A 24267-nucleotide genomic window follows, 5' to 3' on the forward strand; every position below is an offset into this window, starting at 1 on the left:
TTGAGACGTCAGACACCTCGATCAACAGCTCGGGGGCCTCGCTCGTTGCGCTTGTCGGCCCATCACCCGATCGGTGGCGACCTCGAAGAAGCTCACTGATCGGCGCGAGCGTGTCCGTGGCCATCGTGTGGAAGGCGATCTTCTCGGACGACGCGGTCGTCGACCGTACGCAGCAGTTCTTCGGGATCGACGCCGGCGGCTGGACCGGTGACCCGGAACTGATCATCTACAGCCTGGTGGCGCTCACCGTCTGGCAGTTCGGCGCCCCGAGGAAGGTCACCGTCACCCGGCACGGCGCCACCATCGACATAGCGACCGGCGTCATCACCGCGAGCATCGGCACGTCCGGATCGGCGCTGGTCAAGTCGGTCACCCGGGGCTCCACCGAGATCGCCAAGAACGGCCGCCTCGTCCTGCTCCGCCAGCCCGAGATCGAGGACGGCGACCGGGGCACGGTGACGTGCGAACGCTTCGACGGCGCGATCGAGGAGGTGAAGGTCGAGCAGGAGGGCCCGGTCCGCGCCGTCGTCCACATCGACGGCAAGCACCGCAAGGGCCACCGCCGCTGGCTCCCCTTCTCCATCCGCCTCTACTTCTACGCGGGCGCCGACTCCTTCCGCATGGTGCACACCCTCACCTTCGACGGGCACCAGGAGCCCGGCAGGGCGAACGGCGACTTCATCCGGGGCCTCGGCGTCCGCTTCACCGTCCCGATGCGCGACGCGTCCTACGACCGCCACATCCGCATCGGCGGCGAGGGCACCGGCCTGCTCCGCGAGGCCGTCAAGGGCATCACCGGACTGCGCCGCGACCCCGGGGCGGACGTACAGGCGGCGCAGTTCGCCGGGGAGAAGCTGCCCGACCCCGCCACCTGGGACCAGCGGGTCACCACCCGCCTGGCGTACATTCCCGAATGGGGCGACTACACCCTCGCCCAGCTCTCCGCCGACGGCTTCACCCTGCGCAAGCGCACCAAGAAGGGCCACGGCTGGATCGGCGCGGGCGGCGGCCGGCGCGCCTCCGGCTTCGGCTACGTCGGCGGCGCGAGCGGCGGCCTCTCCTTCGGCCTGCGCGACTTCTGGGAGAAGTACCCCGCCCAGCTCGACATCCGCGACGCCCAGAGCGAAGAGGCCGAGGTCACCCTCTGGCTCTGGTCCCCCGAGGCCCAGCCGATGGACCTGCGCTTCTACCACGACGGCATGGGCCAGGACACCTTCCCCGAGCAGCTCGAAGCCTCAACATCACCTACGAGGACTACGAGCCGGAGTTCGGCACCCCCTACGGCATCGCCCGCACCTCGGAACTCCTCTTCTGGGCCAACGCCGCCACCCCGAGCGCCGAGCAACTCGCCGAACAGGTCGGGGCGGTGCGCGTCCTGCCGCAGCTCGCCGCCCCGCCCCCGCAGCTCATCAGGGCCGGGGTCTTCGGTCCCGGCCTCTACTCCGAGCCCGACCGGTCCACCCCCGCCAAGGCCAGGATCGAGGACCACCTCGACTTCCTCCTCGCCTACTACAAGGACCAGGTGGAGCAGCGCCGCTGGTACGGCTTCTGGGACTACGGCGACATCATGCACACCTACGACGCCGCCCGGCACACCTGGCGCTACGACATCGGCGGCTACGCCTGGGACAACTCCGAACTCTCCCCGGACCTCTGGCTCTGGTACGCCTACCTGCGCTCCGGCCGCGCCGACATCTTCCGCTTCGCCGAGGCCATGACCCGGCACACCGGCGAGGTCGACGTCTACCACCTCGGCCAGTGGGCCGGCCTCGGCACCCGGCACGGCGTCCAGCACTACGCCGACAGCGCCAAGCAGCAGCGCATCGCCAACACCACCTACCGGCGCTTCTACTACTTCCTCACCGCCGACGAACGCGTCGGCGACCTCATGCACGCCAACGTGGACTCCGACGAGACCTTCCTCGCCCTCGACCCGCTCCGCAAGATCCGCACCGACCCCTACACCCCCGACCGCAACGCCCTGTCCATCGGCTCCGGCACCGACTGGTGCGGCCTGGTCTCGGCGTGGCTCACCGAGTGGGAACGCAGGGGCCCGAAGTGGGAGAAGGCCAGGGACCGCGTCCTGTCCACCATGGAGACCATCGCCGCCCAGCCCAACGGCTTCGTCCAGGGCAGCGGCCTGTACGACCTGGACACCGGGCGCTTCGCCGTCGCCGACACGCCCAAGGTCGAGGTCTCCCACCTGTCCGCCGTCTTCGGCCTGAACGAACTGTGCGCCGAACTCGTCGACCTCGTCGACATGCCCGAGTTCGAGGAGGCGTACTACGACTACTGCCGCTACTTCAACGCGAGCAAGACGGAACAGGCGGAACGCTACGGATCGAACTTCGGCAGTCTCCTCCTCTTCCAAGGACACTCCCGCCTCGACGCCTACGCGGCCGTACGCACCGAAGACGACAAGCTCGCCACCCGGGCGTGGCAGAAGTTCCTCGACTCCGACGGCTACAAGGAGTCGGCGCCCTGGGCCACCCGGGAACTGGGCGGACCCCTCGCCCTGGTCCCGGGCAGCGAGGCGAGCTGGGTGTCCACCAACGACACCGCCCTCTACGGCCTCGCCGCCATAGAGAACCTCGCACTCCTGGGGGACAGGATGCCGTAACCGGCCCTGACCGGCGCGGGCGCGGGCACACTGCACGGGTGGACTGGAACCATTACCGCTTTCGCAGCCTGTGGCCGCTGCCCGCGCCCGCGGCGGACGTCTACCGCGCCCTGGAACGCGTCGAGGACTACCCCCGCTGGTGGCCGCAGGTCCGCGAGGTGACCCGGCTCGACGACACCAGCGGCCTCCTCCGGTTCCGCTCCCTGCTCCCGTACGAGCTGACCGCGACCGTGCGGGAGGGACGCCGGGAGCCGGCCGCGGGGGTGCTGGAGGTGGCGATGAGCGGCGACATGGAGGGCTGGGCGCGCTGGACGGTCGCCCCGCGCGGCTCTGCCGCCCTCGTCCGCTACGACCAGGAGGTCGTCGTGCGCAAGCCGCTGCTGCGCCGCCTCGCCGTGCCCGGGCGCCCCCTGTTCCGGGTCAACCACCGCCTCATGATGAGGGCGGGACGGCAGGGCCTGGCCGCGCACCTGGCAGGCGGTCGGCAAGCGGTTTGATGGAAGCGCCGGGGGCCCTGTATTGTTCACTGCGTTCCCGGGCGATTAGCTCAGTGGGAGAGCGCTTCGTTCACACCGAAGAGGTCACTGGTTCGAACCCAGTATCGCCCACCCGGGAAGAGCCGGTCCGTCACGCGACGGACCGGCTTCCTCGTGTTCCGGCGTTCCCCGTGTCATCACGCCGCCGCCGGCAGGTCCGGGCGCAGGGGCCAGGCGGGGTCCACCGGCTCCTCCGTGCCGTTGAGCGCGAACCACGCCTGCAGCCCGCGTGCCTGACCCGCGTGCCACACGGCCTGGAGGGTGTGCAGCTCGGCGGGGGAGAGGCGCTCCAGCCGTGCCTGGAAGCGGCGCCCCACCGCCCGCACGACCTCCAACGCCGCCTGGGCGTCGGCCGCCGCGTCGTGCGCGCCCTCCAGCTCCACGCCGTAGTGCGCGCACAGGTCGGTGAGAGTGCGGCGCCCCTTGCGGTAGCGGTCCAGGTGCTTGTCCAGCACCCGCGGATCCAGCACGTGCAGCGGCGTCCGCTCCAGCCAGCGGCCCAGCGACGAGGCGCGGTGCCGGCGCAACTCCCGGTCCAGCAGCGTGAGGTCGAACGGCGCGTTCATCACCACCAGCGGACGCCCGGCGCGGGCCTGCTCGGTCAGCGCCTCGGCTATCTCGTACATCACCGGCGCCGGCCACCGGCCGTGGCGCTGCACATGGTCCTGGGTCAGCCCGTGCACCGCCGTCGCCGCCTCGGGCACCGGCACCCCCGGGTTCACCAGCCACCGGGTCACCCGCGGGCGCAGTCCCGGTGCGTCCTGGACGACGAGGGCGGCCGACACGATCCGGTCGGTCTCGATGTCCACACCCGTCGTCTCCGTGTCGAAGGCGGCCAGCGGCCCCTCGAACCAGCTCGTCATACGGCACTCAACTCCTCGTCCGAGCACGGCAGCTGACGCGCCGTCCCTTGTCCCGGTTCGGTGATACCCGGGCTGTTTGCGACGTACGCCGGAAGGACACAACAGGAGTACGGGTCTTTGCAGTTCACAGACCCGCCACGGGGATTCACCAGTTCTGGAAGGCTGTTGGTCATGGCCATTGCGCAGCCCGAACGGGGCGGGCTGCTGCCCGAGCGCACCGCGCCCTCACGCGGCTCTCTCGCCACCACCGCCTGCATGGAGACCTTGCAGGTCGGCTACCTCCACGCGGTCGCCGCCGCGGCCGGCTGCTCGCTCTCCCAGCCCTTCCCGGACAACGGCATCGACTGGCACGTCAGCCACAGCGCTCCCGGGCACACCGTCGACGACGAGGTCACCATCAAGGTGCAGCTCAAGGCCACCTACCAGCTCGCCCCCGGACCCCCCGGCCGCTCCTTCTCCTTCACCCTCGACAACGACCACCTGGCGAAGCTCGCCCGCACCCCGGTGTCGGTGCACAAGATCCTGGTCGTGATGATCGTCCCCCGGTCCCGGGACCAGTGGCTGCGCGCCGGCCACGACCGGCTCGACCTCAGACACTGCTGCTACTGGACGAATCTCGCCGGGCACCCCGTCACGGGCCGGCGGCGCACCACCGTGCGGATACCGACCGCGCGGATCTTCGACGACCGTGCGCTGTGCGAGATCATGACGCGGGTCGGGACGGGAGGGAAACCATGACGCACCGCCCGACCGGCGAACCCCCGCGGTCCGTCGAGCCCCTGCGCTCCGTACGACCGCACCCCGCCGACGCCCTCGACGAGCTCCCCCGCGACGGCGGCCGGCCCGAGCCCGCCGCCGTCGACCCGGCCGTGCTGACGGCGCTGCTGCACCGGCACGGCTGGCGGCGGCGCGGCGGCGCCCCCGGCCGCTACGGCCGCTGGACCCCGCCCGGACCGGCCGCGGGTGTCACCAGCCTCCTGGTGCCCGTCAGCCGCGCCTTCCCCGACAGCGACGACCTGCTCGGCGAGGCGCTGCACGCCCTGTCCCGCAGCGGCACGCCCGACGCCCGCGAGATCCTGCTCTCCCTCGCCGTCCCCAGCGACGAGATCCGCTGGGAGCGCGACATACCGACGGGACCCGGCGACACCGCGTCCTGGACGGCACAGGAGCACCTGCGCTCCGCCGCCCGCCGGATGCTGCTCGCCGGAGCGCTCGCCACCCGCGCGCGGGCGGGCTACTACGGCGCCCGCCACCGGCGCGCCGCCTCGGCGGCGCTGGAGAACGTGGTGGTGGGCCCGGTCCCGGCCGGCCGCACCCTCACGGCGTTCCTGCCGGTCGGCACCGGCCGCCCCCTCGCCGTACGCCTGCACCAGGCCCTCCACGCCGCCCGTGAGGCCGTCGACTACCGGCGGGCCACCGGGGGCACGGAGGCCTTCGACTCGGCCGTCGCGGCGGGCGTCAGCCATGAGCTGACCGAGTCCCTCGTCGCCCTGGTCCGGGGCACCCAGGGCGCCCGGATCGCCGTCGGCTGGGCACCGGCCGCGGGCGTCCCCGAGGGCTGCGGCGCCCTCACCGAACCCGTCGAGTTCTCGCCCGGCGACCTGCCCGCCCTGCGCGAGGCCGCCGCCCGCTATCTGCGCGCGGAGCCTTCGGTGCCGGTACGGATCACCGGCACCGTCGTCCGCATGCGCCGGCCCGGACCGCGCGGCACGGGCACCGTACGGCTGCGGGTGCTGGCCGGCGCCGAGGTGCCGTACGTGCGGATCGCGCTGGACGAGGAGGGCTACCGGATCGCCGGGCACGCCCACCTCGTCGGGCTGCCGGTCAGGGTGCTCGGGCGGCTGGAGAGCCGGGGCGGGTTCCGCAGGCTCACCGGCGCCTCGGAGATCACCCCCGTACAGGTCGACGACGCGGAGCGGGACCGGCTGCTCAAGGCGGTCCAGGAACACGTGGAGGTCGCCGCCTTCCTTGAGGAGACCTGCGGGGACGGAGGCGAGGGCCGGTATTGATTTCGCGGTGGGCGGGCCCGGGTCGGTACGATCGCCCTCATGCGTGCGCTCCGGTATGGCGCCGCGGCCCCACCTTCAGTCAGGAGAGACCGGTGTCAGACGTCCGTGTGATCATCCAACGCGATTCGGAGCGGGAAGAACGCGTGGTGACGACGGGCACTACGGCCGCCGAGCTCTTCGCCGGCCAGCGCTCGATCATCGCGGCGCGCGTGGCCGGTGAGCTCAGGGACCTCGCCCACGAGGTCAAGGACGGCGAGACCGTCGAGGGCGTCGAGATCTCCTCCGAGGACGGCCTGAACATCCTGCGCCACTCCACCGCGCACGTCATGGCCCAGGCCGTGCAGGAGCTGTTCCCCGAGGCCAAGCTGGGCATCGGCCCGCCCGTCAAGGACGGCTTCTACTACGACTTCGACGTCGAGAAGCCCTTCCACCCCGATGACCTCAAGGCCATCGAGAAGAAGATGCAGGAGATCCAGAAGCGCGGGCAGCGGTTCTCTCGCCGCGTGGTCACCGACGAGGCCGCTCGCGAGGAGCTCGCCGACGAGCCGTACAAGCTGGAACTGATCGGTCTCAAGGGCTCCGCGTCCAGCGACGACGGTGCGGACGTCGAGGTCGGCTCCGGCGAGCTGACGATCTACGACAACCTCGACCCGAAGACCGGCGAGCTGTGCTGGAAGGACCTCTGCCGGGGTCCCCACCTGCCCACCACCCGGAACATCCCGGCCTTCAAGCTGATGCGCAACGCCGCCGCCTACTGGCGCGGCAGCGAGAAGAACCCGATGCTCCAGCGCATCTACGGCACCGCCTGGCCCACCAAGGACGAGCTGAAGGCGCACCTGGACTTCCTCGCCGAGGCCGAGAAGCGCGACCACCGCAAGCTCGGCAGCGAGCTGGACCTCTTCTCCATCCCGGAGCAGATCGGTTCTGGACTCGCCGTCTTCCACCCCAAGGGCGGCATCATCCGCCGGGTCATGGAGGACTACTCGCGGCGCCGCCACGAGGAAGAGGGCTACGAGTTCGTCTACACCCCGCACGCGACCAAGGGGAAGCTCTTCGAGACCTCGGGCCACCTGGACTGGTACGCCGACGGCATGTACCCGCCCATGCAGCTCGACGAGGGCGTGGACTACTACCTCAAGCCCATGAACTGCCCGATGCACAACCTGATCTTCGACGCGCGCGGCCGGTCCTACCGTGAACTGCCCCTGCGGTTGTTCGAGTTCGGCACCGTGTACCGGTACGAGAAGTCGGGCGTCGTGCACGGCCTGACCCGGGCCCGCGGCTTCACCCAGGACGACGCGCACATCTACTGCACCCGCGAGCAGATGTCGGAGGAGCTGGACAAGACCCTCACCTTCGTCCTGAACCTGCTGCGCGACTACGGCCTGAACGACTTCTACCTGGAGCTGTCCACCAAGGACCCGGAGAAGTTCGTCGGGTCCGACGAGGCCTGGGAGGAAGCCACCGAGACGCTGCGACGGGTCGCCGAGAAGCAGAACCTGGAGCTGGTGGCGGACCCGGGCGGTGCCGCGTTCTACGGCCCGAAGATCTCCGTCCAGGCCAAGGACGCCATCGGCCGCACCTGGCAGATGTCGACCATCCAGCTCGACTTCAACCTGCCGGAGCGCTTCGGTCTGGAGTACACCGCCGCGGACGGCACCAAGACCCGCCCGGTCATGATCCACCGCGCGCTGTTCGGCTCCATCGAGCGCTTCTTCGCGGTGCTCCTGGAGCACTACGCGGGAGCGATGCCGCCGTGGCTCGCTCCGGTCCAGGCGGTGGGCATCCCGGTCGGGGACGCCCACGTGCAGTACCTGGAGGAGTTCGCGGCCGAGGCACGGCGCAAGGGGCTGCGTGTCGACGTGGACTCCTCCTCGGACCGGATGCAGAAGAAGATCCGCACGCAGCAGAAGCAGAAGGTCCCCTTCATGATCATCGTCGGTGACGAGGACATGCACGGGGGCACGGTGTCGTTCCGCTACCGCGACGGTTCGCAGGAGAACGGCATTCCGCGTGACCGGGCGCTGGCGAAGCTCGTGGATGTGGTGGAGCGCCGTATCCAGGTGTGAGCAGGTGCCCGCGTCCGCGGGGTTCGGCCCCCGGGAGAAGCTCCCGGGGGCCCTTTCGGCTTCCCGGCGCGTACGCCATATGCTGCACGCATGACGAGTGAGCCGGAGCAGCAGCTGGGGGTGGGGACGCCGGACGCGTTCCAGCGTCTGTGGACGCCCCACCGGATGGCGTACATCCAGGGCGAGAACAAGCCGAGCGGCCCGGGCGCCGACGACGGCTGCCCCTTCTGCTCGATCCCGGCCAAGTCCGACGAGGACGGCCTGATCGTCCGGCGGGGCGAGCACGTGTACGCGGTGCTCAATCTGTACCCGTACAACGGCGGCCACCTGATGACCGTGCCCTACCGTCACGTCGCCGACTACACCGAGCTGACGGACGTGGAGACCGCGGAGCTGGCCGAGCTGACCAAGCAGGCGATGACGGCGCTGCGCACGGCCTCCGGGGCCCAGGGGTTCAACCTGGGGATGAACCAGGGCGCGGTGGCGGGTGCGGGCATCGCCGCTCACCTGCACCAGCACGTGGTGCCGCGCTGGGGCGGCGACACGAACTTCATGCCGGCGATCGGCCACACGAAGGTGCTGCCCCAGCTCCTGGGCGACACCCGCAAGATGCTGGCGGAGGCCTGGCCCTCCAGCCCGTCCGGCGTTTGAGGACGAGGCCGTCCAGGCCGAAGCGGGGGTCCGGGGGCGCGGCCCCCCGGGACGCCCACCCCGACGCCCCGCCCCACCGCCGGAGGCCTACGCGTCGTAGACGTCCGCCTTCTTCGGCACCGCCTCCTGCACCGCCCCGCTCAGGCCGCCCGCGCGGGCGCCGAACTTCTCCGTGTCCACGCCGTTCTCCTTCAGCACCTTGATCGCCGCCGAGTGCACCGCCCGCAGGACCGGGGTGGCCGCGCGCAGCGCGTCGTCGGCCATGAAGCGGTGCCGCCACGGCCGGTCCGCCCAGGCATGCCGCACGCCGAAGGGCTCGGGCAGCGTGAGCTTGCCGCCCAGCCAGTACAGCAGCGGGGGGTACCAGGTCAGCGGGGCCCGCGCGGCCAGCCGCACCACCTCGTCGGTGTCGACCAGCGGGAGCTTGACCGTGCGGGTCTCCCAGAACTTGACGGACTTCTGGACCGTCTTCTCCTTGGCCGCGGGCTTGCTGGTGAACAGGGAGTGCACCGGCCCCAGGGCGTGCCCGGTGACCTCGATGCGCAGCGTCTCGTGCAGCACCGTCACCGTGATCAGCATGGAGATGACCAACTGGCCGTCCCACAGCGTCCACTGCACGCCCAGGTAGTGCCGGTCGCCCGCGCCGAACTGCTGCTTGTCGCAGATCTCCTGTATCGCGTGCTGCTTGACCTGGTACGCCTCGACGTCCGTGCCCTCGGGCCGGGACACCGAGTCGGCGTTCTCCCCGATCGGGGTCACGATCCAGTGCCGCACCGTCGGCTTGGTGAAGCCGCCGGTGTGCAGCGGGCCGCGCTCCAGCATCCGCAGCCGGTCGTGGATGGCCTTGATGACGTCCCAGCTGCGGAACGGGTTGATCTCCCGGTCCGGGTCGGCGGGGACCAGCTCCTCCGCGAGCTGCCAGTTGCCCCAGCGGGTGCCCATGCCGAGGATCCCCTTGGGACCGGCGTAGAAGACCGAGTTGGACTGCTGCTCGGCGCTGAGCCGGGCCAGGGACTGCCGCAGCTCCTCGGCCGCCGTCTCGCCGGGGCTGCTCGGCACCGCCTCGGGCACCTTGGCGCCCACGCCCGCGCCGGACAGCAGGCCGCTCCAGCGCTCCCGGAGGTCCCGTGCCGTGCGCTCGCAGATCCGCTTGGCCCAGAACCAGCCGATCACCGGGGCGACGACGCAGGCGCGCGCGTACAAGGCCCAGAAGCCGCTGAAGGGCATCTTGAGCAGGAAGAGCACGGCGAGGACCGCCATCGCGAGCAGAAGCGCGGTGGCGAGCGCGCCGGCCCGCTTGTCCTCGCGCCGGCCGACGGAGGTGCGGATCTGGAAGACCAGGAGCCAGATCAGCAGTCCGGGCAGGAACAGCAGCCCGCACAGCACCATGACGGCGCTGAGCCAGTTGTCCCGGTCCCTGCGGATGCGGTGCGCCGCGAGACTGTGCTCCACCACGACCTGGGGCTGGGTGCCGAAGGACTGGATGAGCGGGGCCCGCTTGGGGCCCAGCATCCGGTCGATGATCGCCCGGGAGTACGCCTCGCCGAGATTGGGCCGGAACAGCTTGATCCGGGGCTTGCTCACGGACGACTTGTGCCACTCGCTGTTGGCCTTGAGTATCTCGTCGGCCTCGCTGTCCCGGTAGGCGGCCGAGGCCAGCGCGAAGGTGGCCGTCTGGCCGCCGTCGTCCGTGCGCGGCACCTGCGGTCCGAAGAAGTCCGCGTAACCGCCGTCAACGGTCATTCCCGCCCCCGATCGCCACCACTGTCGCTCCTGCGGCCTTCCCGACTTCCCTGCCCCGCACACCTGTTGATCTGGTCATCAGCGTATCCGTCGACAACGTCGTGCGTCACGGGACGCCCGAATACGCCCCCGCGCGCGGATCGAGCGCCGGGCCGCGCCGTCGCGCGCCGGGGCCGCGGACCCCGGCGCGGAGAACCCGGCCCCGGTACGGCGGACCCCGTACCGGGGACCGGGCCGCGCTAGGAGGCCGCCCGCACCTCCTCGCGCATCCGGTCCGCGACCTGGGCCGGCATCGGTTCGTGCCGGGCGTAGCGCCGGTCGAAGCGCGCCGTGCCGTGCGACAGGGAGCGCAGGTCGACGGCGTAGCGGCCGATCTCGATCTCGGGCACCTCGGCCCTGATCAGGGTCCGGCCGCCGCTGGTCTGCTCGGTGCCCAGCACCCTGCCGCGCCGTCCGGACAGGTCGCTCATCACCGCGCCCACGTAGTCGTCGCCGACCAGCACGCTCACCTCGGCCACCGGCTCCAGCAGGTGGATCCTCGCCTCGGCCGCGGCCTCCCTGAGCGCCAGCGCGCCCGCGGTCTGGAACGCGGCGTCGGAGGAGTCCACCGAGTGCGCCTTGCCGTCCCGCAGCGTGACCCGCACGTCGATCAGCGGGTGGCCCGCGGCGACGCCCTTGGCGGCCTGGGCGCGCACACCCTTCTCGACGGAGGGAATGAACTGCCGGGGCACCGCGCCGCCGACGACCTTGTCCACGAACTCGATGCCCGAACCGCCCGGCAGCGGTTCCACCTCGATCTCGCAGATGGCGTACTGGCCGTGCCCGCCCGACTGCTTCACGTGCCGCCCGCGCCCGGCCGCCGGGCCGCCGAACGTCTCGCGCAGAGGGACCCGGTGGGGCACGACGTCGACCTGGACGCCGTAGCGGCCGCGCAGCCGTTCCAGCGCCACGTCGGCGTGCGCCTCGCCCAGGCACCACAGGACCACCTGGTGGGTGTCCTGGTTGTGCTCCAGGCGCATCGTCGGGTCCTCGGCGACCAGCCGGGCCAGCCCTTGGGAGAGCTTGTCCTCGTCGGGTTTGCTGTGCGCCTCGATGGCGAGCGGCAGCAGCGGGTCCGGCATGTCCCAGGGGGCCATCAGCAGCGGGTCCTCCTTGGCCGAGAGCGTGTCCCCGGTCTCCGCGCGGGTCAGCTTGGCCACACAGGCGAGGTCGCCCGCGATCACGTGTGTGACCGGCCGCTGCTGCTTGCCGAACGGCGTCGACAGGGCGCCGATCCGCTCGTCGACGTCGTGGTCCTCGTGCCCGCGGTCGGTCAGACCGTGCCCGGACACGTGCACCGTCTGGTCGGCGCGCAGCGTGCCGGAGAAGACCCGGACCATCGAGATCCGGCCGACGTACGGGTCGGAGGACGTCTTGACCACCTCCGCGACCAGTGACTCCTCGGGATCGCACATCCGCAGTTCGCGCCCGTCGCCCTCGGGCGTGGTGACCCGGGGTGCCGCGCGTTCCAGGGGCGTGGGGAAGCCGCGCGTGATCAGTTCGAGCAGTTCGACCGTGCCCAGTCCCTGCCGGGCGCCCTCGGCGGCCGGGGCGGCGGCCAGGACGGGGAAGAACACCCCGCGTACCACGGCCCGTTCCAGGTCCTCGACGAGCGTCTTGACGTCGACCTGCTCGCCGCCGAGGTAGCGCTCCATGAGGGTCTCGTCCTCGCTCTCCGAGATGATCCCCTCGATCAGCATCGAGCGGGCCTCGTCGAGCTGCGGCAGGTCCGCCTCGCCCGGCTCCGACGCCACCCGCTCGCCGGACGCGTAGTCGAACAGCTTCCGCGACAGCAGTCCCACGAGCCCGGTCACGGGCGCGTGCCCGTCGGGGGCGGGCGGGCCGTGCAGCGGGAGGTACAGCGGCAGTACGGCGTCGGGGTCCTCGCCGCCGAAGGCCTCCGCGCAGATCCGCGTCATCTCCTCGAAGTCCGCGCGGGCGGCCTCCAGGTGCGTGACCACGATGGCGCGGGGCATGCCGACGGCGGCGCACTCCTCCCAGAGCATCCGGGTCGGACCGTCCACCCCGTCGGAGGCCGAGACGACGAAGAGGGCCGCGTCCGCGGCGCGCAGACCGGCCCTCAGCTCACCGACGAAGTCGGCGTATCCCGGAGTGTCCAAGAGGTTGATCTTGATGCCGTCCCATTCGACCGGCACCAGGGAGAGCTGTACGGAGCGCTGCTGGCGGTGCTCCATGTCGTCGTAGTCCGAGACGCAGCCGCCGTCCTCCACGCGGCCCGCCCGGTTCACCGCTCCCGCCGTCAGCGCGAGAGCTTCCACCAGGGTCGTCTTGCCCGATCCGGAGTGGCCGACCAGCACCACATTCCGTACGGACGTGGGGTGGTCGGCCGCCGTTGCCCTTCCGGCGGCTCCGGGATGGGTGTGTGCCTTGTCGCCCATGTACTTGCCTCCCGTACACGGTGAGGTCGCTGTGGGCGCGGACACGCGGGACCGCGTGCACTGGCGGCTCCGGCGACGCCCGCGGTCCTTCGAGCTTTCCACTCCCGTCACGCCGCGTCCATACGAAGGACCCGATCCCGCCGCCCACCCGCCGCTCACGAAGGGCTCAGGGTGCCCGGCCACCGCCCACGCGTGCGCGTGACTACGATGGGCCAGCCGGTGGCCAGCAAGGGCCGCGGCGCCACACCGACCGTCGGGAAGGCCATGCTGAACAAGTACGCGCGTGCATTCTTCACGCGTGTCCTCACACCGTTCGCCGCGTTTCTCATCCGCAGGGGCGTCAGCCCCGACACGGTCACGCTGATCGGCACCGCCGGTGTGGTCGCGGGCGCGCTGGTCTTCTACCCCATGGGTGAGTTCTTCTGGGGCACGGTGGTGATCACGCTCTTCGTCTTCTCCGACCTGGTCGACGGCAACATGGCCCGCCAGCTGGGCCGCTCCAGCCGTTGGGGCGCGTTCCTGGACTCCACCCTCGACCGGGTCGCCGACGGCGCGATCTTCGGCGGCCTCGCCCTCTGGTACGCGGGGATCGGCGACGACAACATCCTGTGCGCGGTGTCGATCTTCTGCCTGGCCAGCGGCCAGGTGGTGTCCTACACCAAGGCGCGCGGCGAGGCGATCGGCCTCCCGGTGGCCGTCAACGGACTGGTCGAGCGCGCCGAGCGCCTGGTCATCTCGCTGGTCGCCGCCGGATTCGCCGGACTGCACAAGTTCGGCGTGCCCGGCATCCAGTACCTGCTGCCGATCGCCCTGTGGATCGTCGCCGTCGGCAGCCTCGTCACGCTGGTCCAGCGGGTCGTCACGGTCCGCCGGGAGGCCGCCGAGGCGGACGCCGCCGCGCAGGAGAGCCAGGGCACCGAGGCGGCGAAGTGAGCGCTCGGGACCGCCTGACCGACGGTCTGTACGGCGCCGGCTGGGCCACCGTGAAGAAGCTCCCCGAACCCGCTGCCGTGCGCCTCGGCCGCACCGTCGCCGACATCGCCTGGAAGCAGCGCGGGGCGGGGGTGCGCCGCCTGGAGAGCAACTACGCGCGCGTGGTGCCCGGCGCGAGTGCCCAGCGGCTCTCCGCCCTCTCGCGCGCGGGCATGCGCTCGTACCTGCGCTACTGGATGGAGTCGTTCCGGCTCCCGGCGTGGAGCACCGAGCGGATCAAGAACGGCTTCGCCCCCGAGGATCTGCACCACCTCACCGACGGCATGGCCGCCGGCAAGGGCGTGATACTCGCGCTGCCGCACCTGGCCAACTGGGACCTCGCGGGCGCCTGGGTCACCACGAAGCTCGGCATCCCGTTCACCACCGTCGCCGAGCGCCTCAAACCGGAGACGCTGTACGACCGTTTCGTCGCCTACCGCGAGGGTCTCGGCATGGAGGTCCTGCCGCACAGCGGCGGCACCGCCTTCGGCACGCTGGCCCGGCGGCTGCGCGACGGCGGCCTGGTCTGCCTGGTCGCCGACCGCGACCTGTCCGCCTCCGGCGTGGAGGTCGACTTCTTCGGCGAGACGGCCCGGATGCCCGCCGGCCCCGCCCTGCTCGCCCAGCAGACGGGCGCGCTGCTGCTGCCGGTGACGCTCTGGTACGACGACTCGCCCGTGATGCGGGGCCGGGTGCACCCGGCGGTCGAGGTACCCGGGTCGGGCACCCGGGCCGAGAAGACGGCCGTCATGACTCAGGCGCTGGCCGACGCCTTCGCCACGGGGATCGCCGACCACCCGGAGGACTGGCACATGCTCCAGCGCTTGTGGCTCAAGGACCTCGACCCGGCCAAGGCGCCCGGGGCCCGCGAGCGGGGGGCCCAGTGAGGATCGGCATCGTCTGCCCGTACTCCTGGGACGTGCCGGGCGGCGTCCAGTTCCACATCCGGGACCTCGCCGAGTACTTCATCCGGCTCGGTCACGAGGTGTCCGTCCTCGCCCCGGCCGACGACGAGACCCCGCTGCCGCCGTACGTCGTCTCCGCGGGCCGCGCGGTGCCGGTGCCGTACAACGGCTCGGTGGCCCGGCTGAACTTCGGCTTCCTGTCGGCGGCCCGGGTCCGGCGCTGGCTGCACGAGGGCGCCTTCGACGTCATCCACATCCACGAGCCGACCTCGCCCTCGCTGGGCCTGCTGACCTGCTGGGCGGCGCAGGGGCCGATCGTGGCCACCTTCCACACCTCCAACCCGCGCTCGCGCGCGATGATCGCCGCGTACGCGATCCTCCAGGCGGCCCTGGAGAAGATCAGCGCCCGGATCGCCGTGAGCGAGTACGCCCGGCGCACGCTCGTCGAGCACCTGGGCGGCGACGCGGTCGTCATCCCCAACGGCGTCGACGTCGACTTCTTCGCCGAGGCGGAGCCCGAGCCCCGGTGGCAGGGCGACACGATCGGCTTCATAGGGCGCATCGACGAGCCCCGCAAGGGCCTGCCGGTGCTCATGCGGGCCCTGCCCGGGATCCTCGCCGCCCGCCCGCAGACCCGGTTGCTCGTCGCCGGTCGCGGGGACGAGGAGGAGGCCGTCGAGAGCCTGCCGAAGGAGCTGCGCTCCCGCGTGGAGTTCCTCGGCATGATCAGCGACGAGGACAAGGCCCGCTTCCTGCGCAGTGTCGACCTGTACGTGGCGCCCAACACCGGCGGCGAGAGCTTCGGCATCATCCTCGTCGAGGCCATGTCGGCCGGCGCTCCCGTCCTCGCCTCCGACCTGGACGCCTTCGCCCAGGTCCTCGACCAGGGCGCGGCAGGCGAACTCTTCCCCAACGAGGACGCCGACGCCCTCGCCGAGGCGGCCGTACGCCTGCTGGCCGACCCGGAGCGGCGTGCCGCGCTGCGGGAGCGGGGGAGCGCCCACGTACGGCGCTTCGACTGGTCCACCGTCGGCGCGGACATCCTGTCCGTCTACGAGACGGTCACCGCGGGAGCGGCGGCGGTGGCGGCTGACGACCGCGCGACGGGCCTGCGGGCCCGCTTCGGCCTGGCGAGGGACTGACCCACCGGGGACGCCGGGCCCGCGGGCGCGCTCGGCGACCGGCGGGCCGGGGTCGGCCGGGGCGGTACCGCCCGTCACCGTCGCGCGGGTCGGCCGGGGCGGTACCGCCGGCCACCGTCGCGCGGGTCGGCCGGGCGGCTCGCACCTCGGGGCCACCGCCGCGCACCGAGTCACCGGCGCGGGGGGCCACCGGCCCACGGAACGCGCACAGTGCCCGGACCCCGGGGCGGCGTACGCGGCCCACCGGACGGACGTGTCGCGGTCGGCCCACCGATAGGGTTGCGGCCCGTGACCGCAACCCTCATCTGGATCCTGGTCGTCCTCGTCGCCGTCGGCCTGTACCTCAGCTGGACGGCGGGCCGTCTGGACCGGCTGCACGCCCGGATCGACGCCGCCCGTGCCGCCCTGGACGCACAGCTGCTGCGCAGGGCGTCCGTGGCCCAGGAACTCGCCACCTCCGGCGTGCTCGACCCGGCCGCCTCCATGGTCCTCTACGAGGCCGCGCACGCCGCCCGGCAGGCCGAGGAGGAGCAGCGGGAGGTCGCCGAGAGCGAGCTGAGCCAGGCGCTGCGCGCCGTGTTCGCCGACGCGCAGCAGATGGACGTGGTGCGCGAGGCGCCCGGGGGAGAGGAAGCGGCCCACGAACTGGCGGAGGCCGTACGGCGGGTGCCGATGGCCCGGCGCTTCCACAACGACGCGGTGGGCGCCGCACGCAGACTGCGCGAACACCGCAAGGTCCGCTGGTTCCGCCTCGCCGGGCACGCGCCCTTCCCGCTCGCCTTCGAGATGGACGACGAGTCGCCGGCCGCCCTGGTGGAGCGGGCGGCGTAGCCCGTACCACCGGCACCGGGGACGAAAACGATCCACCGCCTTCCCATTGGCCCTTGCTGTGGCCTGCTCGCCTCACGTTTCCTCGTTGCTGCAGAAACCCCCTTCTCCTCAGCGAGGTAACCCGTGTCCAGCACGCTCTCCGAAAACCAGGCACCCGAGACCGGCACCGCCCGTGTGAAGCGCGGCATGGCCGAGCAGCTCAAGGGCGGCGTCATCATGGACGTCGTCACGCCGGAGCAGGCGAAGATCGCCGAGGACGCGGGCGCCGTGGCCGTCATGGCCCTGGAGCGGGTCCCGGCCGACATCCGCAAGGACGGCGGCGTGGCCCGGATGTCCGACCCGGACATGATCGAGGGCATCATCGGCGCCGTCTCGATCCCCGTGATGGCCAAGTCCCGCATCGGCCACTTCGTCGAGGCCCAGGTCCTTCAGTCCCTCGGCGTCGACTACATCGACGAGTCCGAGGTCCTCACCCCGGCCGACGAGGTCAACCACAGCGACAAGTTCGCCTTCACCACCCCCTTCGTCTGCGGCGCCACCAACCTGGGCGAGGCCCTGCGCCGGATCGCCGAGGGCGCGGCCATGATCCGCTCCAAGGGCGAGGCGGGCACCGGCAACGTCGTCGAGGCCGTCCGCCACCTGCGCCAGATCAAGAACGAGATCGCCCGGCTGCGCGGCTGCGACAACAACGAGCTGTACGCCGCCGCCAAGGAACTGCGCGCCCCCTACGAGCTGGTCAAGGAGGTCTCCGAGCTGGGCAGGCTCCCCGTCGTCCTGTTCTCCGCGGGCGGTGTGGCCACCCCGGCCGACGCCGCGCTCATGCGCCAGCTCGGCGCCGAGGGCGTCTTCGTCGGCTCCGGCATCTTCAAGTCCGGCGACCCCGCCAAGCGCGCCGCCGCCATCGTGAAGGCCACCACCTTCTACGACGACCCGAAGATCATCGCGGACGCGTCCCGCAACCTCGGCGAGGCCATGGTCGGCATCAACTGCGACACCCTCCCCGAGACCGAGCGCTACGCCAACCGCGGCTGGTAAGGCACCGACCCCATGAGCGACACCCCCGTCATCGGCGTCCTGGCCCTCCAGGGCGACGTGAGGGAGCACCTCGTCGCCCTGGCCGTGGCCGACGCCGTGGCCAGGCCGGTGAGGCGCCCCGAAGAACTCGCCGAGGTGGACGGCCTGGTCCTGCCGGGCGGCGAGTCCACCACCATCTCCAAGCTCGCCGTCCTCTTCGGAGTGATGGAGCCCCTGCGCGCACGCGTGCGGGACGGCATGCCCGTCTACGGCACCTGCGCGGGCATGATCCTGCTGGCCGACAAGATCCTCGACCCGCGCTCCGGGCAGGAGACGGTCGGCGGCATCGACATGATCGTGCGCCGCAACGCCTTCGGGCGTCAGAACGAGTCGTTCGAGGCCGCCGTCGACGTCAAGGGCGTCGAGGGCGACGCCGTGGAGGGCGTCTTCATCCGCGCCCCCTGGGTCGAGTCCGTGGGCGCCGCCGCCGAGGTGCTCGCCGAGCACGACGGCCACATCGTCGCCGTCCGCCAGGGCAACGCGCTGGCCACGTCCTTCCACCCGGAGCTGACCGGCGACCACCGGGTGCACCGGCTCTTCGCCGACATGGTGCGCGCCAACCGGGCGGCTCAGTCCTTGTAGGATTCCTGCGTTCGTTGCAGGAGATGGGTTACGCGAAGGAGACAGGCAGATGTCCGGCCACTCTAAATGGGCTACGACGAAGCACAAGAAGGCCGTGATCGACGCCAAGCGCGGCAAGCTCTTCGCGAAGCTGATCAAGAACATCGAGGTCGCGGCGCGCATGGGCGGCGTCGACGTCGAGGGCAACCCGACGCTGTACGACGCCATCCAGAAGGCGAAGAAGCAGTCGGTCCCCAACAAGAACATCGACTCCGCGGTCAAGCGCGGCGGCGGCCTGGAGGCCGGCGGCGCCGACTACGAGACGATCATGTACGAGGGCTACGGTCCGAACGGTGTCGCGGTGCTCATCGAGTGCCTCACCGACAACCGCAACCGCGCCGCCTCCGACGTCCGCGTCGCCATGACCCGCAACGGCGGCTCCATGGCCGACCCGGGCTCGGTGTCGTACCTCTTCAACCGCAAGGGCGTCGTGATCGTGCCCAAGGGCGAGCTGAGCGAGGACGACGTCCTCGGCGCCGTCCTGGACGCGGGGGCGGAGGAGGTCAACGACCTCGGCGAGTCCTTCGAGGTGCTCAGCGAGGCCACCGACCTGGTCGCGGTCCGCACCGCCCTCCAGGAGGCCGGCATCGACTACGAGTCCGCCGACGCCAACTTCGTCCCCACCATGCAGATCGAGCTGGACGAGGAGGGCGCGCGGAAGATCTTCCGGCTCATCGACGCCCTGGAGGACAGCGACGACGTGCAGAACGTCTTCGCCAACTTCGACGTCAGCGACGAGATCATGGAGAAGGTCGACGCGTAACGCGTCCCCTGCTCAACGGGCCGACGGGGACACACCCCGTCGGCCCGTCGCCTTGTCAGTGGCACCCGATAGCCTGCACAAACAGGTGATCGACGAGAGGGGCCGGCCGGTGCGAGTGCTGGGGGTGGACCCGGGGCTGACCCGCTGCGGGGTCGGCGTCGTGGAGGGCGTCGCGGGCAGACCGCTCACCATGGTCGGTGTCGGCGTCGTCCGCACCCGGGCCGACGCCGATCTCGGCCACCGTCTCGTCGCCATCGAGCAGGGCATCGAGCAGTGGCTCGACGAACACCGGCCCCAGTACGTCGCGGTGGAGCGCGTCTTCAGCCAGCACAACGTCCGCACCGTCATGGGCACCGCCCAGGCCAGCGCCGTGGCGATCCTGTGCGCCTCCCGCCGCGGCATCCCCGTCGCCCTGCACACGCCCAGCGAGGTCAAGGCCGCCGTCACCGGCAGCGGACGAGCCGACAAGGCGCAGGTCGGCGCCATGGTCACCCGCCTGCTGCGGCTCGCCGCCCCGCCCAAGCCGGCCGACGCCGCCGACGCCCTCGCGCTCGCCATCTGCCACATCTGGCGCGCCCCCGCGCAGAACCGCCTCCAGCAGGCTGTCGCCCTGCACTCCACCCGGGCCCCCCGGACCCCGCACGCCCCGAAAGGCCGTACGCCATGATCGCCTTCGTCAGCGGCACCGTCGCCGCCCTCGCACCCGACGCCGCGGTGGTCGAGGTCGGCGGCGTCGGCATGGCCGTCCAGTGCACGCCGAACACGCTCTCCACCCTCCGGCTGGGCAAGCCCGCCAAGCTCGCCACCTCCCTGGTCGTCCGCGAGGACTCGCTCACGCTCTACGGCTTCGCCGACGACGACGAGCGCCAGGTCTTCGAGCTGCTCCAGACCGCCAGCGGCGTCGGCCCCCGCCTCGCCCAGGCCATGCTCGCCGTGCACCAGCCCGACGCCCTGCGCAGAGCCGTCTCCACCGGCGACGAGAAGGCGCTCACCGCGGTCCCCGGGATCGGCAAGAAGGGCGCGCAGAAGCTGCTCCTGGAGCTGAAGGACCGGCTCGGCGAGCCCATCGGCGCCCCCGCCGTCGGCGCCCCGGTCAGCACCGGCTGGCGCGACCAGCTGCACGCCGCCCTGATCGGCCTCGGATACGCGACCCGCGAGGCCGACGAAGCCGTCTCCGCCGTGGCGCCCCAGGCCGAGGCCGCCGGCGGCACCCCGCAGGTGGGCCAGTTGCTCAAGGCCGCCCTGCAGACGCTGAACCGCGCCCGCTGACCACGCCCGCCACCACCGACCCGGTGCGCCACGGCAAGGAGAATCAAGTGAACTGGGACGACACGACCGACGCGGAGGCCGCCGCCGAGCGGCTGGTGGGCGCGGTCGCCGACGGCGAGGACCAGGCCGTGGAGGCGGCCCTGCGCCCCAAGGACCTGGGCGAGTTCATCGGCCAGGAGAAGGTCCGCGAGCAGCTCGACCTGGTGCTGCGGGCCGCACGCGCGCGCGGGGCGACCGCCGACCACGTGCTCCTCTCCGGCGCCCCGGGCCTCGGCAAGACCACCCTTTCGATGATCATCGCGGCCGAGATGGAAGCCCCCATCCGCATCACCTCGGGCCCCGCCATCCAGCACGCGGGCGACCTCGCGGCGATCCTCTCCTCGCTCCAGGAGGGCGAGGTCCTCTTCCTCGACGAGATCCACCGCATGTCGCGGCCCGCCGAGGAGATGCTCTACATGGCGATGGAGGACTTCCGCGTCGACGTCATCGTCGGCAAGGGTCCCGGCGCCACCGCCATCCCCCTGGAGCTGCCCCCCTTCACCCTGGTCGGCGCCACCACGCGCGCGGGACTGCTGCCGCCCCCGCTGCGCGACCGCTTCGGTTTCACCGCCCACATGGAGTTCTACGGACCGGCCGAGCTGGAACGCGTGATCCACCGCTCCGCCGGCCTGCTCGACGTCGGGATCGACCCGACCGGCGCCGCCGAGATCGCCGGCCGCTCCCGCGGCACCCCCCGCATCGCCAACCGCCTGCTGCGCCGGGTGCGCGACTACGCCCAGGTGAAGGCGGACGGCCTGATCACCCAGGAGATCGCCGCGGCCGCCCTCGCCGTCTACGAGGTCGACGCCCGGGGCCTCGACCGGCTCGACCGCGGCGTGCTGGAGGCGCTCCTCAAGCTGTTCGGCGGCGGACCGGTCGGCCTGTCCACGCTCGCCGTCGCCGTGGGGGAGGAGCGTGAGACAGTGGAAGAGGTCGCCGAACCCTTCCTCGTGCGGGAGGGTCTGCTCGCCCGTACCCCGCGCGGGCGGGTGGCCACTCCGGCCGCATGGGCGCACCTCGGGCTCACCCCGCCGCGCTCGCAGGGGTCAGGAAACGGACAACAGGACCTGTTCGGGGCGTGACGACCCGCTCACGCGGGGCACATTCGCCGGAGCAGGAACCCCGGTGCCATGCTGGGCGTTGTTCCATGCGCGCGGACTCGCCTAGACTCCGCCGATGCCGCCCTTGTCGGCGGCGTACACACCCCCAACCATCAGGCCGCTTCCCATCGCGGTCGTGTGAAGGAAGTACCGACCCGTGAGTCTCGTGACCCTCCTCCCGTTCATCGTGCTCATCGGGGCCATGTTCCTGATGACTCGGTCGGCGAAGAAGAAGCAGCAGCAGGCCGCCTCCATGCGGAACGAGATGCAGCCCGGAACCGGTGTCCGCACCATCGGGGGCATGTACGCCACGGTCAAGGAGGTCAACGACGACACGGTCCTCCTCGACGCCGGCCCGGGTGTGGAGCTGCTCTTCGCCAAGAACGCGATCGGCGCAGTCCTCTCCGACGAGGAGTACAACCGCATCGTCCACGGCATCGAGTACGACCTGAAGTCCGACTCGGACGTCGTCCCCGACGACGCCTCCTCCCTCACCGAGACCGACGCCCCCGCCGACGCCGCCTCCGACGACAAGTCCGTCGACCTCGGCAAGAAGGCCGACGCGCCCGCCGACGACACGGCCGACGAGCCGACCGTCGACGCCGCGCCCGCCGAGGCGAAGACGGACGAGCAGGCGAAGAAGTCCGACGGCGGTTCCGAGGCGAAGTAAGCCGTGCCCCAGGGTGCGCGGGACTCGGTTCCCGCGCGCCCCGAGTGACGCGCGGCTCGGCTCGCACGGATTTGGACACCATGTGATGGCCGCCGGTGACGCCTTCTGGGCGCCGAGCGGCCCGAGAGGGAGAACACAAAGGTGGTAGCACCTAAAAAGGGAAAGAGTGCGAGCGCTCAGAGTAAGCCCGGGCGCTCGCTGGCCCTGATCCTGATCGCCATCGTGGCGCTCACGGGGGGGATGTTCGCCTCCGGGCACACGACTCCGCGTCTCGGCATCGACCTGGCCGGCGGCACGAGCATCACGCTCCGGGCCGTGCCGGAGGCGGGCCAGGAGTCCGCGATCAACAAGACCAACATGGACACCGCGGTCGACATCATGAACCGCCGTGTCAACGGTCTGGGTGTGTCCGAAGCCGAGGTCCAGACCCAGGGCGACCGGAACATCATCGTCAACATCCCCAAGGGGACGAACTCGAAGGAAGCCCGGCAGCAGGTCGGCACCACCGCGAAGCTGTACTTCCGTCCGGTCGTCGCCACCGAGCTGTCCGGCGCCAACGCGACCGGCAGCCCCTCGCCGAGCGAGACGGGCGGCGCCTCGGACAAGGCCACCGACAAGGCCACCGACAAGGCCACGGAGAAGGCCACCGACGGCGACAAGGCCACCGACGGCGACAAGGCCAGCGGCACGCCGTCCGACTCCGCGTCGGCCAGTGCCACCTCCCAGGGCAGGGCCGCCAGCGACGCCCTGAAGGCCGACCCCAGCCCCTCCGCGAAGAGCTCCGGCGGCGCCTCCCCGTCCCCGAGCGCCAGCGCCTCCGGCGACGACGCCGCCGCCAAGGTGCAGCAGCAGTACGCGGCCCTGGACTGCACCGACAAGGGCGCCCGGGCCAAGGCGGGCGAAGGAGCCAAGCCCACCGACTCCACGGTGGCCTGCGGCCAGAACGCGCAGGGCCAGTGGCAGAAGTACATCCTCGGCCCCGCCGCGGTCGACGGCACCGACGTCAACAAGGCCGAGGCCGTCTTCAACACGCAGACGGCCGCGGGCTGGACCGTGACCATGAAGTTCACGGACAAGGGTTCCAAAAAGTTCGCCGACATCACCGGCAAGCTCGCGCAGAACCAGTCCCCGCAGAACCAGTTCGCGATCGTCCTGGACAACGAGGTCGTCTCCGACCCCTACGTCAGCCAGGCGCTCACCGGCGGCAGCGCGGAGATCTCCGGCAACTTCGACCAGGAGGAGGCTCAGGGCCTCGCCAACGTGCTGTCCTACGGCGCCCTGCCGCTGACCTTCAAGGAGGACAGCGTCACCACCGTCACCGCCGCGCTCGGCGGTGAGCAGCTCAAGGCCGGTCTGATCGCGGGTGCGATCGGCCTCGCCCTGGTCGTCCTCTACCTGCTGTTCTACTACCGCGGTCTGTCGTTCATCGCGGTGTGCTCGCTGCTGGTCTCGGCCGGCCTCACGTACGTGCTCATGTCGCTGCTCGGCCCGACCATCGGCTTCGCGCTCAACCTGCCGGCCGTGTGCGGTGCCATCGTCGCCATCGGCATCACGGCGGACTCGTTCATCGTGTACTTCGAACGCGTCCGCGACGAGATCCGGGAGGGCCGCACGCTGCGTCCCGCCGTCGAGCGGGCCTGGCCGCGCGCCCGGCGCACCATCCTCGTCTCCGACTTCGTGTCCTTCCTCGCCGCCGCGGTGCTCTTCATCGTGACCGTGGGCAAGGTACAGGGCTTCGCGTTCACGCTCGGTCTGACGACCCTGCTCGACGTGGTGGTGGTCTTCCTGTTCACCAAGCCGCTGCTGACGCTGATGGCCCGGCGCACGTTCTTCGCGAGCGGTCACAAGTGGTCCGGCCTCGACCCCAAGGCCCTGGGCGCCAAGCCCCCGCTGCGCCGCACGCGCCGTCCGTCCCGTCCCGCCGGCCCTGTCGACCCGAAGGAGGCGTGAGA

20 protein-coding genes, 1 tRNA gene and 2 pseudogenes are annotated in these 24267 nt (G+C 71.6%); 20 read left to right on the forward strand and 3 right to left on the reverse strand.

All coding sequences use genetic code 11. From position 1 onward, the window contains the following. Positions 1 to 92: 92 nt before the first annotated feature. From IE94_RS41090 to IE94_RS0117385, 4 genes and pseudogenes are all read left to right on the forward strand, one after another. Positions 93 to 269: pseudogene (locus IE94_RS41090) on the forward strand (ABC transporter permease); the annotation flags it as partial. Further along, positions 264 to 2620 (forward strand): annotated as a pseudogene (locus tag IE94_RS35745) (exo-rhamnogalacturonan lyase family protein); the annotation flags it as partial. The pseudogenes IE94_RS41090 and IE94_RS35745, both read left to right, overlap by 6 nt. A 38-nt stretch (positions 2621 to 2658) precedes the next feature. Beyond that, positions 2659 to 3117 (forward strand): SRPBCC family protein, encoded by a 459-nt coding sequence (locus tag IE94_RS0117380; protein ID WP_030184952.1) that lies wholly within the window; start codon positions 2659 to 2661, stop codon positions 3115 to 3117. A gap of 39 nt (positions 3118 to 3156) precedes the next feature. Beyond that, a tRNA-Val gene (locus IE94_RS0117385) sits at positions 3157 to 3228 on the forward strand. A 65-nt stretch (positions 3229 to 3293) separates the two neighbouring features. Here the strand turns inward: IE94_RS0117385 and IE94_RS0117390 are convergent. After that, positions 3294 to 4019, reverse strand: a complete 726-nt coding sequence (locus tag IE94_RS0117390) for a 3'-5' exonuclease (RefSeq protein WP_030184953.1) — start codon at positions 4017 to 4019, stop codon at positions 3294 to 3296. A gap of 171 nt (positions 4020 to 4190) precedes the next feature. Here IE94_RS0117390 and IE94_RS0117395 point away from each other — a divergent pair, with 171 nt between their 5' ends. From IE94_RS0117395 to IE94_RS0117410, 4 genes are all read left to right on the forward strand, one after another. Beyond that, positions 4191 to 4757 carry a DUF4365 domain-containing protein gene (locus IE94_RS0117395; protein ID WP_030184954.1) on the forward strand — a complete coding sequence of 189 codons (567 nt, stop codon included), beginning with the start codon at positions 4191 to 4193 and terminating at the stop codon, positions 4755 to 4757. Next, positions 4754 to 6028, forward strand: coding sequence for a hypothetical protein (locus IE94_RS0117400; RefSeq protein WP_030184955.1), 1275 nt, complete (start codon positions 4754 to 4756; stop codon positions 6026 to 6028). Before IE94_RS0117395 ends, IE94_RS0117400 begins: the two co-directional genes overlap by 4 nt. Positions 6029 to 6120: 92 nt before the next feature. After that, a complete protein-coding gene (gene thrS / locus IE94_RS0117405) occupies positions 6121 to 8097 on the forward strand; it encodes a threonine--tRNA ligase (protein ID WP_030184958.1) in 1977 nt (658 codons plus the stop codon). A 90-nt stretch (positions 8098 to 8187) separates the two neighbouring features. After that, positions 8188 to 8748, forward strand: a complete 561-nt coding sequence (locus IE94_RS0117410; protein ID WP_030184960.1) for an HIT family protein — start codon at positions 8188 to 8190, stop codon at positions 8746 to 8748. Between the two features lie 87 nt (positions 8749 to 8835). Here the strand turns inward: IE94_RS0117410 and IE94_RS0117415 are convergent, their stop codons facing one another. Together IE94_RS0117415 and IE94_RS0117420 are read right to left on the reverse strand one after the other, a co-directional pair. Further along, positions 8836 to 10491 (reverse strand): hypothetical protein, encoded by a 1656-nt coding sequence (locus IE94_RS0117415; RefSeq protein ID WP_030184965.1) that lies wholly within the window; start codon positions 10489 to 10491, stop codon positions 8836 to 8838. Between the two features lie 239 nt (positions 10492 to 10730). Beyond that, positions 10731 to 12929, reverse strand: coding sequence for an elongation factor G-like protein EF-G2 (locus IE94_RS0117420; RefSeq protein WP_030184967.1), 2199 nt, complete (start codon positions 12927 to 12929; stop codon positions 10731 to 10733). Positions 12930 to 13136: 207 nt separating this feature from the next. Between IE94_RS0117420 and pgsA the strand changes: the two genes are divergently transcribed. From pgsA to secD, 12 genes are all read left to right on the forward strand, one after another. Then, positions 13137 to 13862 carry a phosphatidylinositol phosphate synthase gene (pgsA, locus tag IE94_RS0117425; RefSeq protein WP_030184972.1) on the forward strand — a complete coding sequence of 242 codons (726 nt, stop codon included), beginning with the start codon at positions 13137 to 13139 and terminating at the stop codon, positions 13860 to 13862. Then, entirely contained in the window at positions 13859 to 14788 is a 930-nt protein-coding gene (locus tag IE94_RS0117430; RefSeq protein WP_030184973.1) for a phosphatidylinositol mannoside acyltransferase, read from the forward strand. The genes pgsA and IE94_RS0117430 overlap by 4 nt, the downstream gene beginning before the upstream one ends. Beyond that, complete coding sequence (locus IE94_RS0117435; RefSeq protein WP_030184975.1) at positions 14785 to 15948, forward strand: glycosyltransferase family 4 protein; 1164 nt, start codon at positions 14785 to 14787, stop codon at positions 15946 to 15948. Before IE94_RS0117430 ends, IE94_RS0117435 begins: the two co-directional genes overlap by 4 nt. Positions 15949 to 16236: 288 nt before the next feature. Continuing rightward, positions 16237 to 16779, forward strand: coding sequence for a LemA family protein (locus IE94_RS0117440; protein ID WP_030184977.1), 543 nt, complete (start codon positions 16237 to 16239; stop codon positions 16777 to 16779). A gap of 123 nt (positions 16780 to 16902) precedes the next feature. After that, a complete protein-coding gene (gene pdxS / locus IE94_RS0117445; protein WP_030184980.1) occupies positions 16903 to 17814 on the forward strand; it encodes a pyridoxal 5'-phosphate synthase lyase subunit PdxS in 912 nt (303 codons plus the stop codon). Positions 17815 to 17826: 12 nt separating this feature from the next. Then, positions 17827 to 18435, forward strand: a complete 609-nt coding sequence (pdxT, locus tag IE94_RS0117450; protein WP_030184982.1) for a pyridoxal 5'-phosphate synthase glutaminase subunit PdxT — start codon at positions 17827 to 17829, stop codon at positions 18433 to 18435. A gap of 49 nt (positions 18436 to 18484) precedes the next feature. Beyond that, on the forward strand, positions 18485 to 19237 hold the full coding sequence (locus tag IE94_RS0117455) for a YebC/PmpR family DNA-binding transcriptional regulator (RefSeq protein WP_030184985.1): 753 nt from the start codon (positions 18485 to 18487) through the stop codon (positions 19235 to 19237). 109 nt (positions 19238 to 19346) lie between these two features. Continuing rightward, entirely contained in the window at positions 19347 to 19904 is a 558-nt protein-coding gene (ruvC, locus tag IE94_RS0117460; RefSeq protein WP_030184987.1) for a crossover junction endodeoxyribonuclease RuvC, read from the forward strand. Further along, positions 19901 to 20506, forward strand: a complete 606-nt coding sequence (gene ruvA / locus IE94_RS0117465; protein WP_030184990.1) for a Holliday junction branch migration protein RuvA — start codon at positions 19901 to 19903, stop codon at positions 20504 to 20506. The genes ruvC and ruvA overlap by 4 nt, the downstream gene beginning before the upstream one ends. 47 nt (positions 20507 to 20553) lie before the next feature. Next, positions 20554 to 21627, forward strand: coding sequence for a Holliday junction branch migration DNA helicase RuvB (ruvB, locus tag IE94_RS0117470; protein WP_030184992.1), 1074 nt, complete (start codon positions 20554 to 20556; stop codon positions 21625 to 21627). A 175-nt stretch (positions 21628 to 21802) separates the two neighbouring features. Next, positions 21803 to 22315 carry a preprotein translocase subunit YajC gene (gene yajC / locus IE94_RS0117475; protein WP_030184996.1) on the forward strand — a complete coding sequence of 171 codons (513 nt, stop codon included), beginning with the start codon at positions 21803 to 21805 and terminating at the stop codon, positions 22313 to 22315. Positions 22316 to 22456: 141 nt separating this feature from the next. Next, entirely contained in the window at positions 22457 to 24265 is a 1809-nt protein-coding gene (secD, locus tag IE94_RS0117480) for a protein translocase subunit SecD (protein WP_063829717.1), read from the forward strand. Positions 24266 to 24267: the final 2 nt, after the last annotated feature.

Source organism: Streptomyces violaceorubidus (assembly GCF_000717995.1).
Lineage (GTDB): Bacteria > Actinomycetota > Actinomycetes > Streptomycetales > Streptomycetaceae > Streptomyces > Streptomyces violaceorubidus.

Coding starts and splice junctions, on each gene's coding strand:
- pgsA (WP_030184972.1), top strand. CDS start 13,137: ATGGGCCAGCCGGTGGCCAGCAAGGGCCGCGGCGCCACACCGACCGTC.
- IE94_RS0117400 (WP_030184955.1), top strand. CDS start 4,754: ATGACGCACCGCCCGACCGGCGAACCCCCGCGGTCCGTCGAGCCCCTG.
- IE94_RS0117390 (WP_030184953.1), bottom strand. CDS start 4,019: ATGACGAGCTGGTTCGAGGGGCCGCTGGCCGCCTTCGACACGGAGACG.
- ruvA (WP_030184990.1), top strand. CDS start 19,901: ATGATCGCCTTCGTCAGCGGCACCGTCGCCGCCCTCGCACCCGACGCC.
- IE94_RS0117410 (WP_030184960.1), top strand. CDS start 8,188: ATGACGAGTGAGCCGGAGCAGCAGCTGGGGGTGGGGACGCCGGACGCG.
- pdxT (WP_030184982.1), top strand. CDS start 17,827: ATGAGCGACACCCCCGTCATCGGCGTCCTGGCCCTCCAGGGCGACGTG.
- IE94_RS0117415 (WP_030184965.1), bottom strand. CDS start 10,491: ATGACCGTTGACGGCGGTTACGCGGACTTCTTCGGACCGCAGGTGCCG.
- IE94_RS0117420 (WP_030184967.1), bottom strand. CDS start 12,929: ATGGGCGACAAGGCACACACCCATCCCGGAGCCGCCGGAAGGGCAACG.
- IE94_RS0117455 (WP_030184985.1), top strand. CDS start 18,485: ATGTCCGGCCACTCTAAATGGGCTACGACGAAGCACAAGAAGGCCGTG.
- IE94_RS0117395 (WP_030184954.1), top strand. CDS start 4,191: ATGGCCATTGCGCAGCCCGAACGGGGCGGGCTGCTGCCCGAGCGCACC.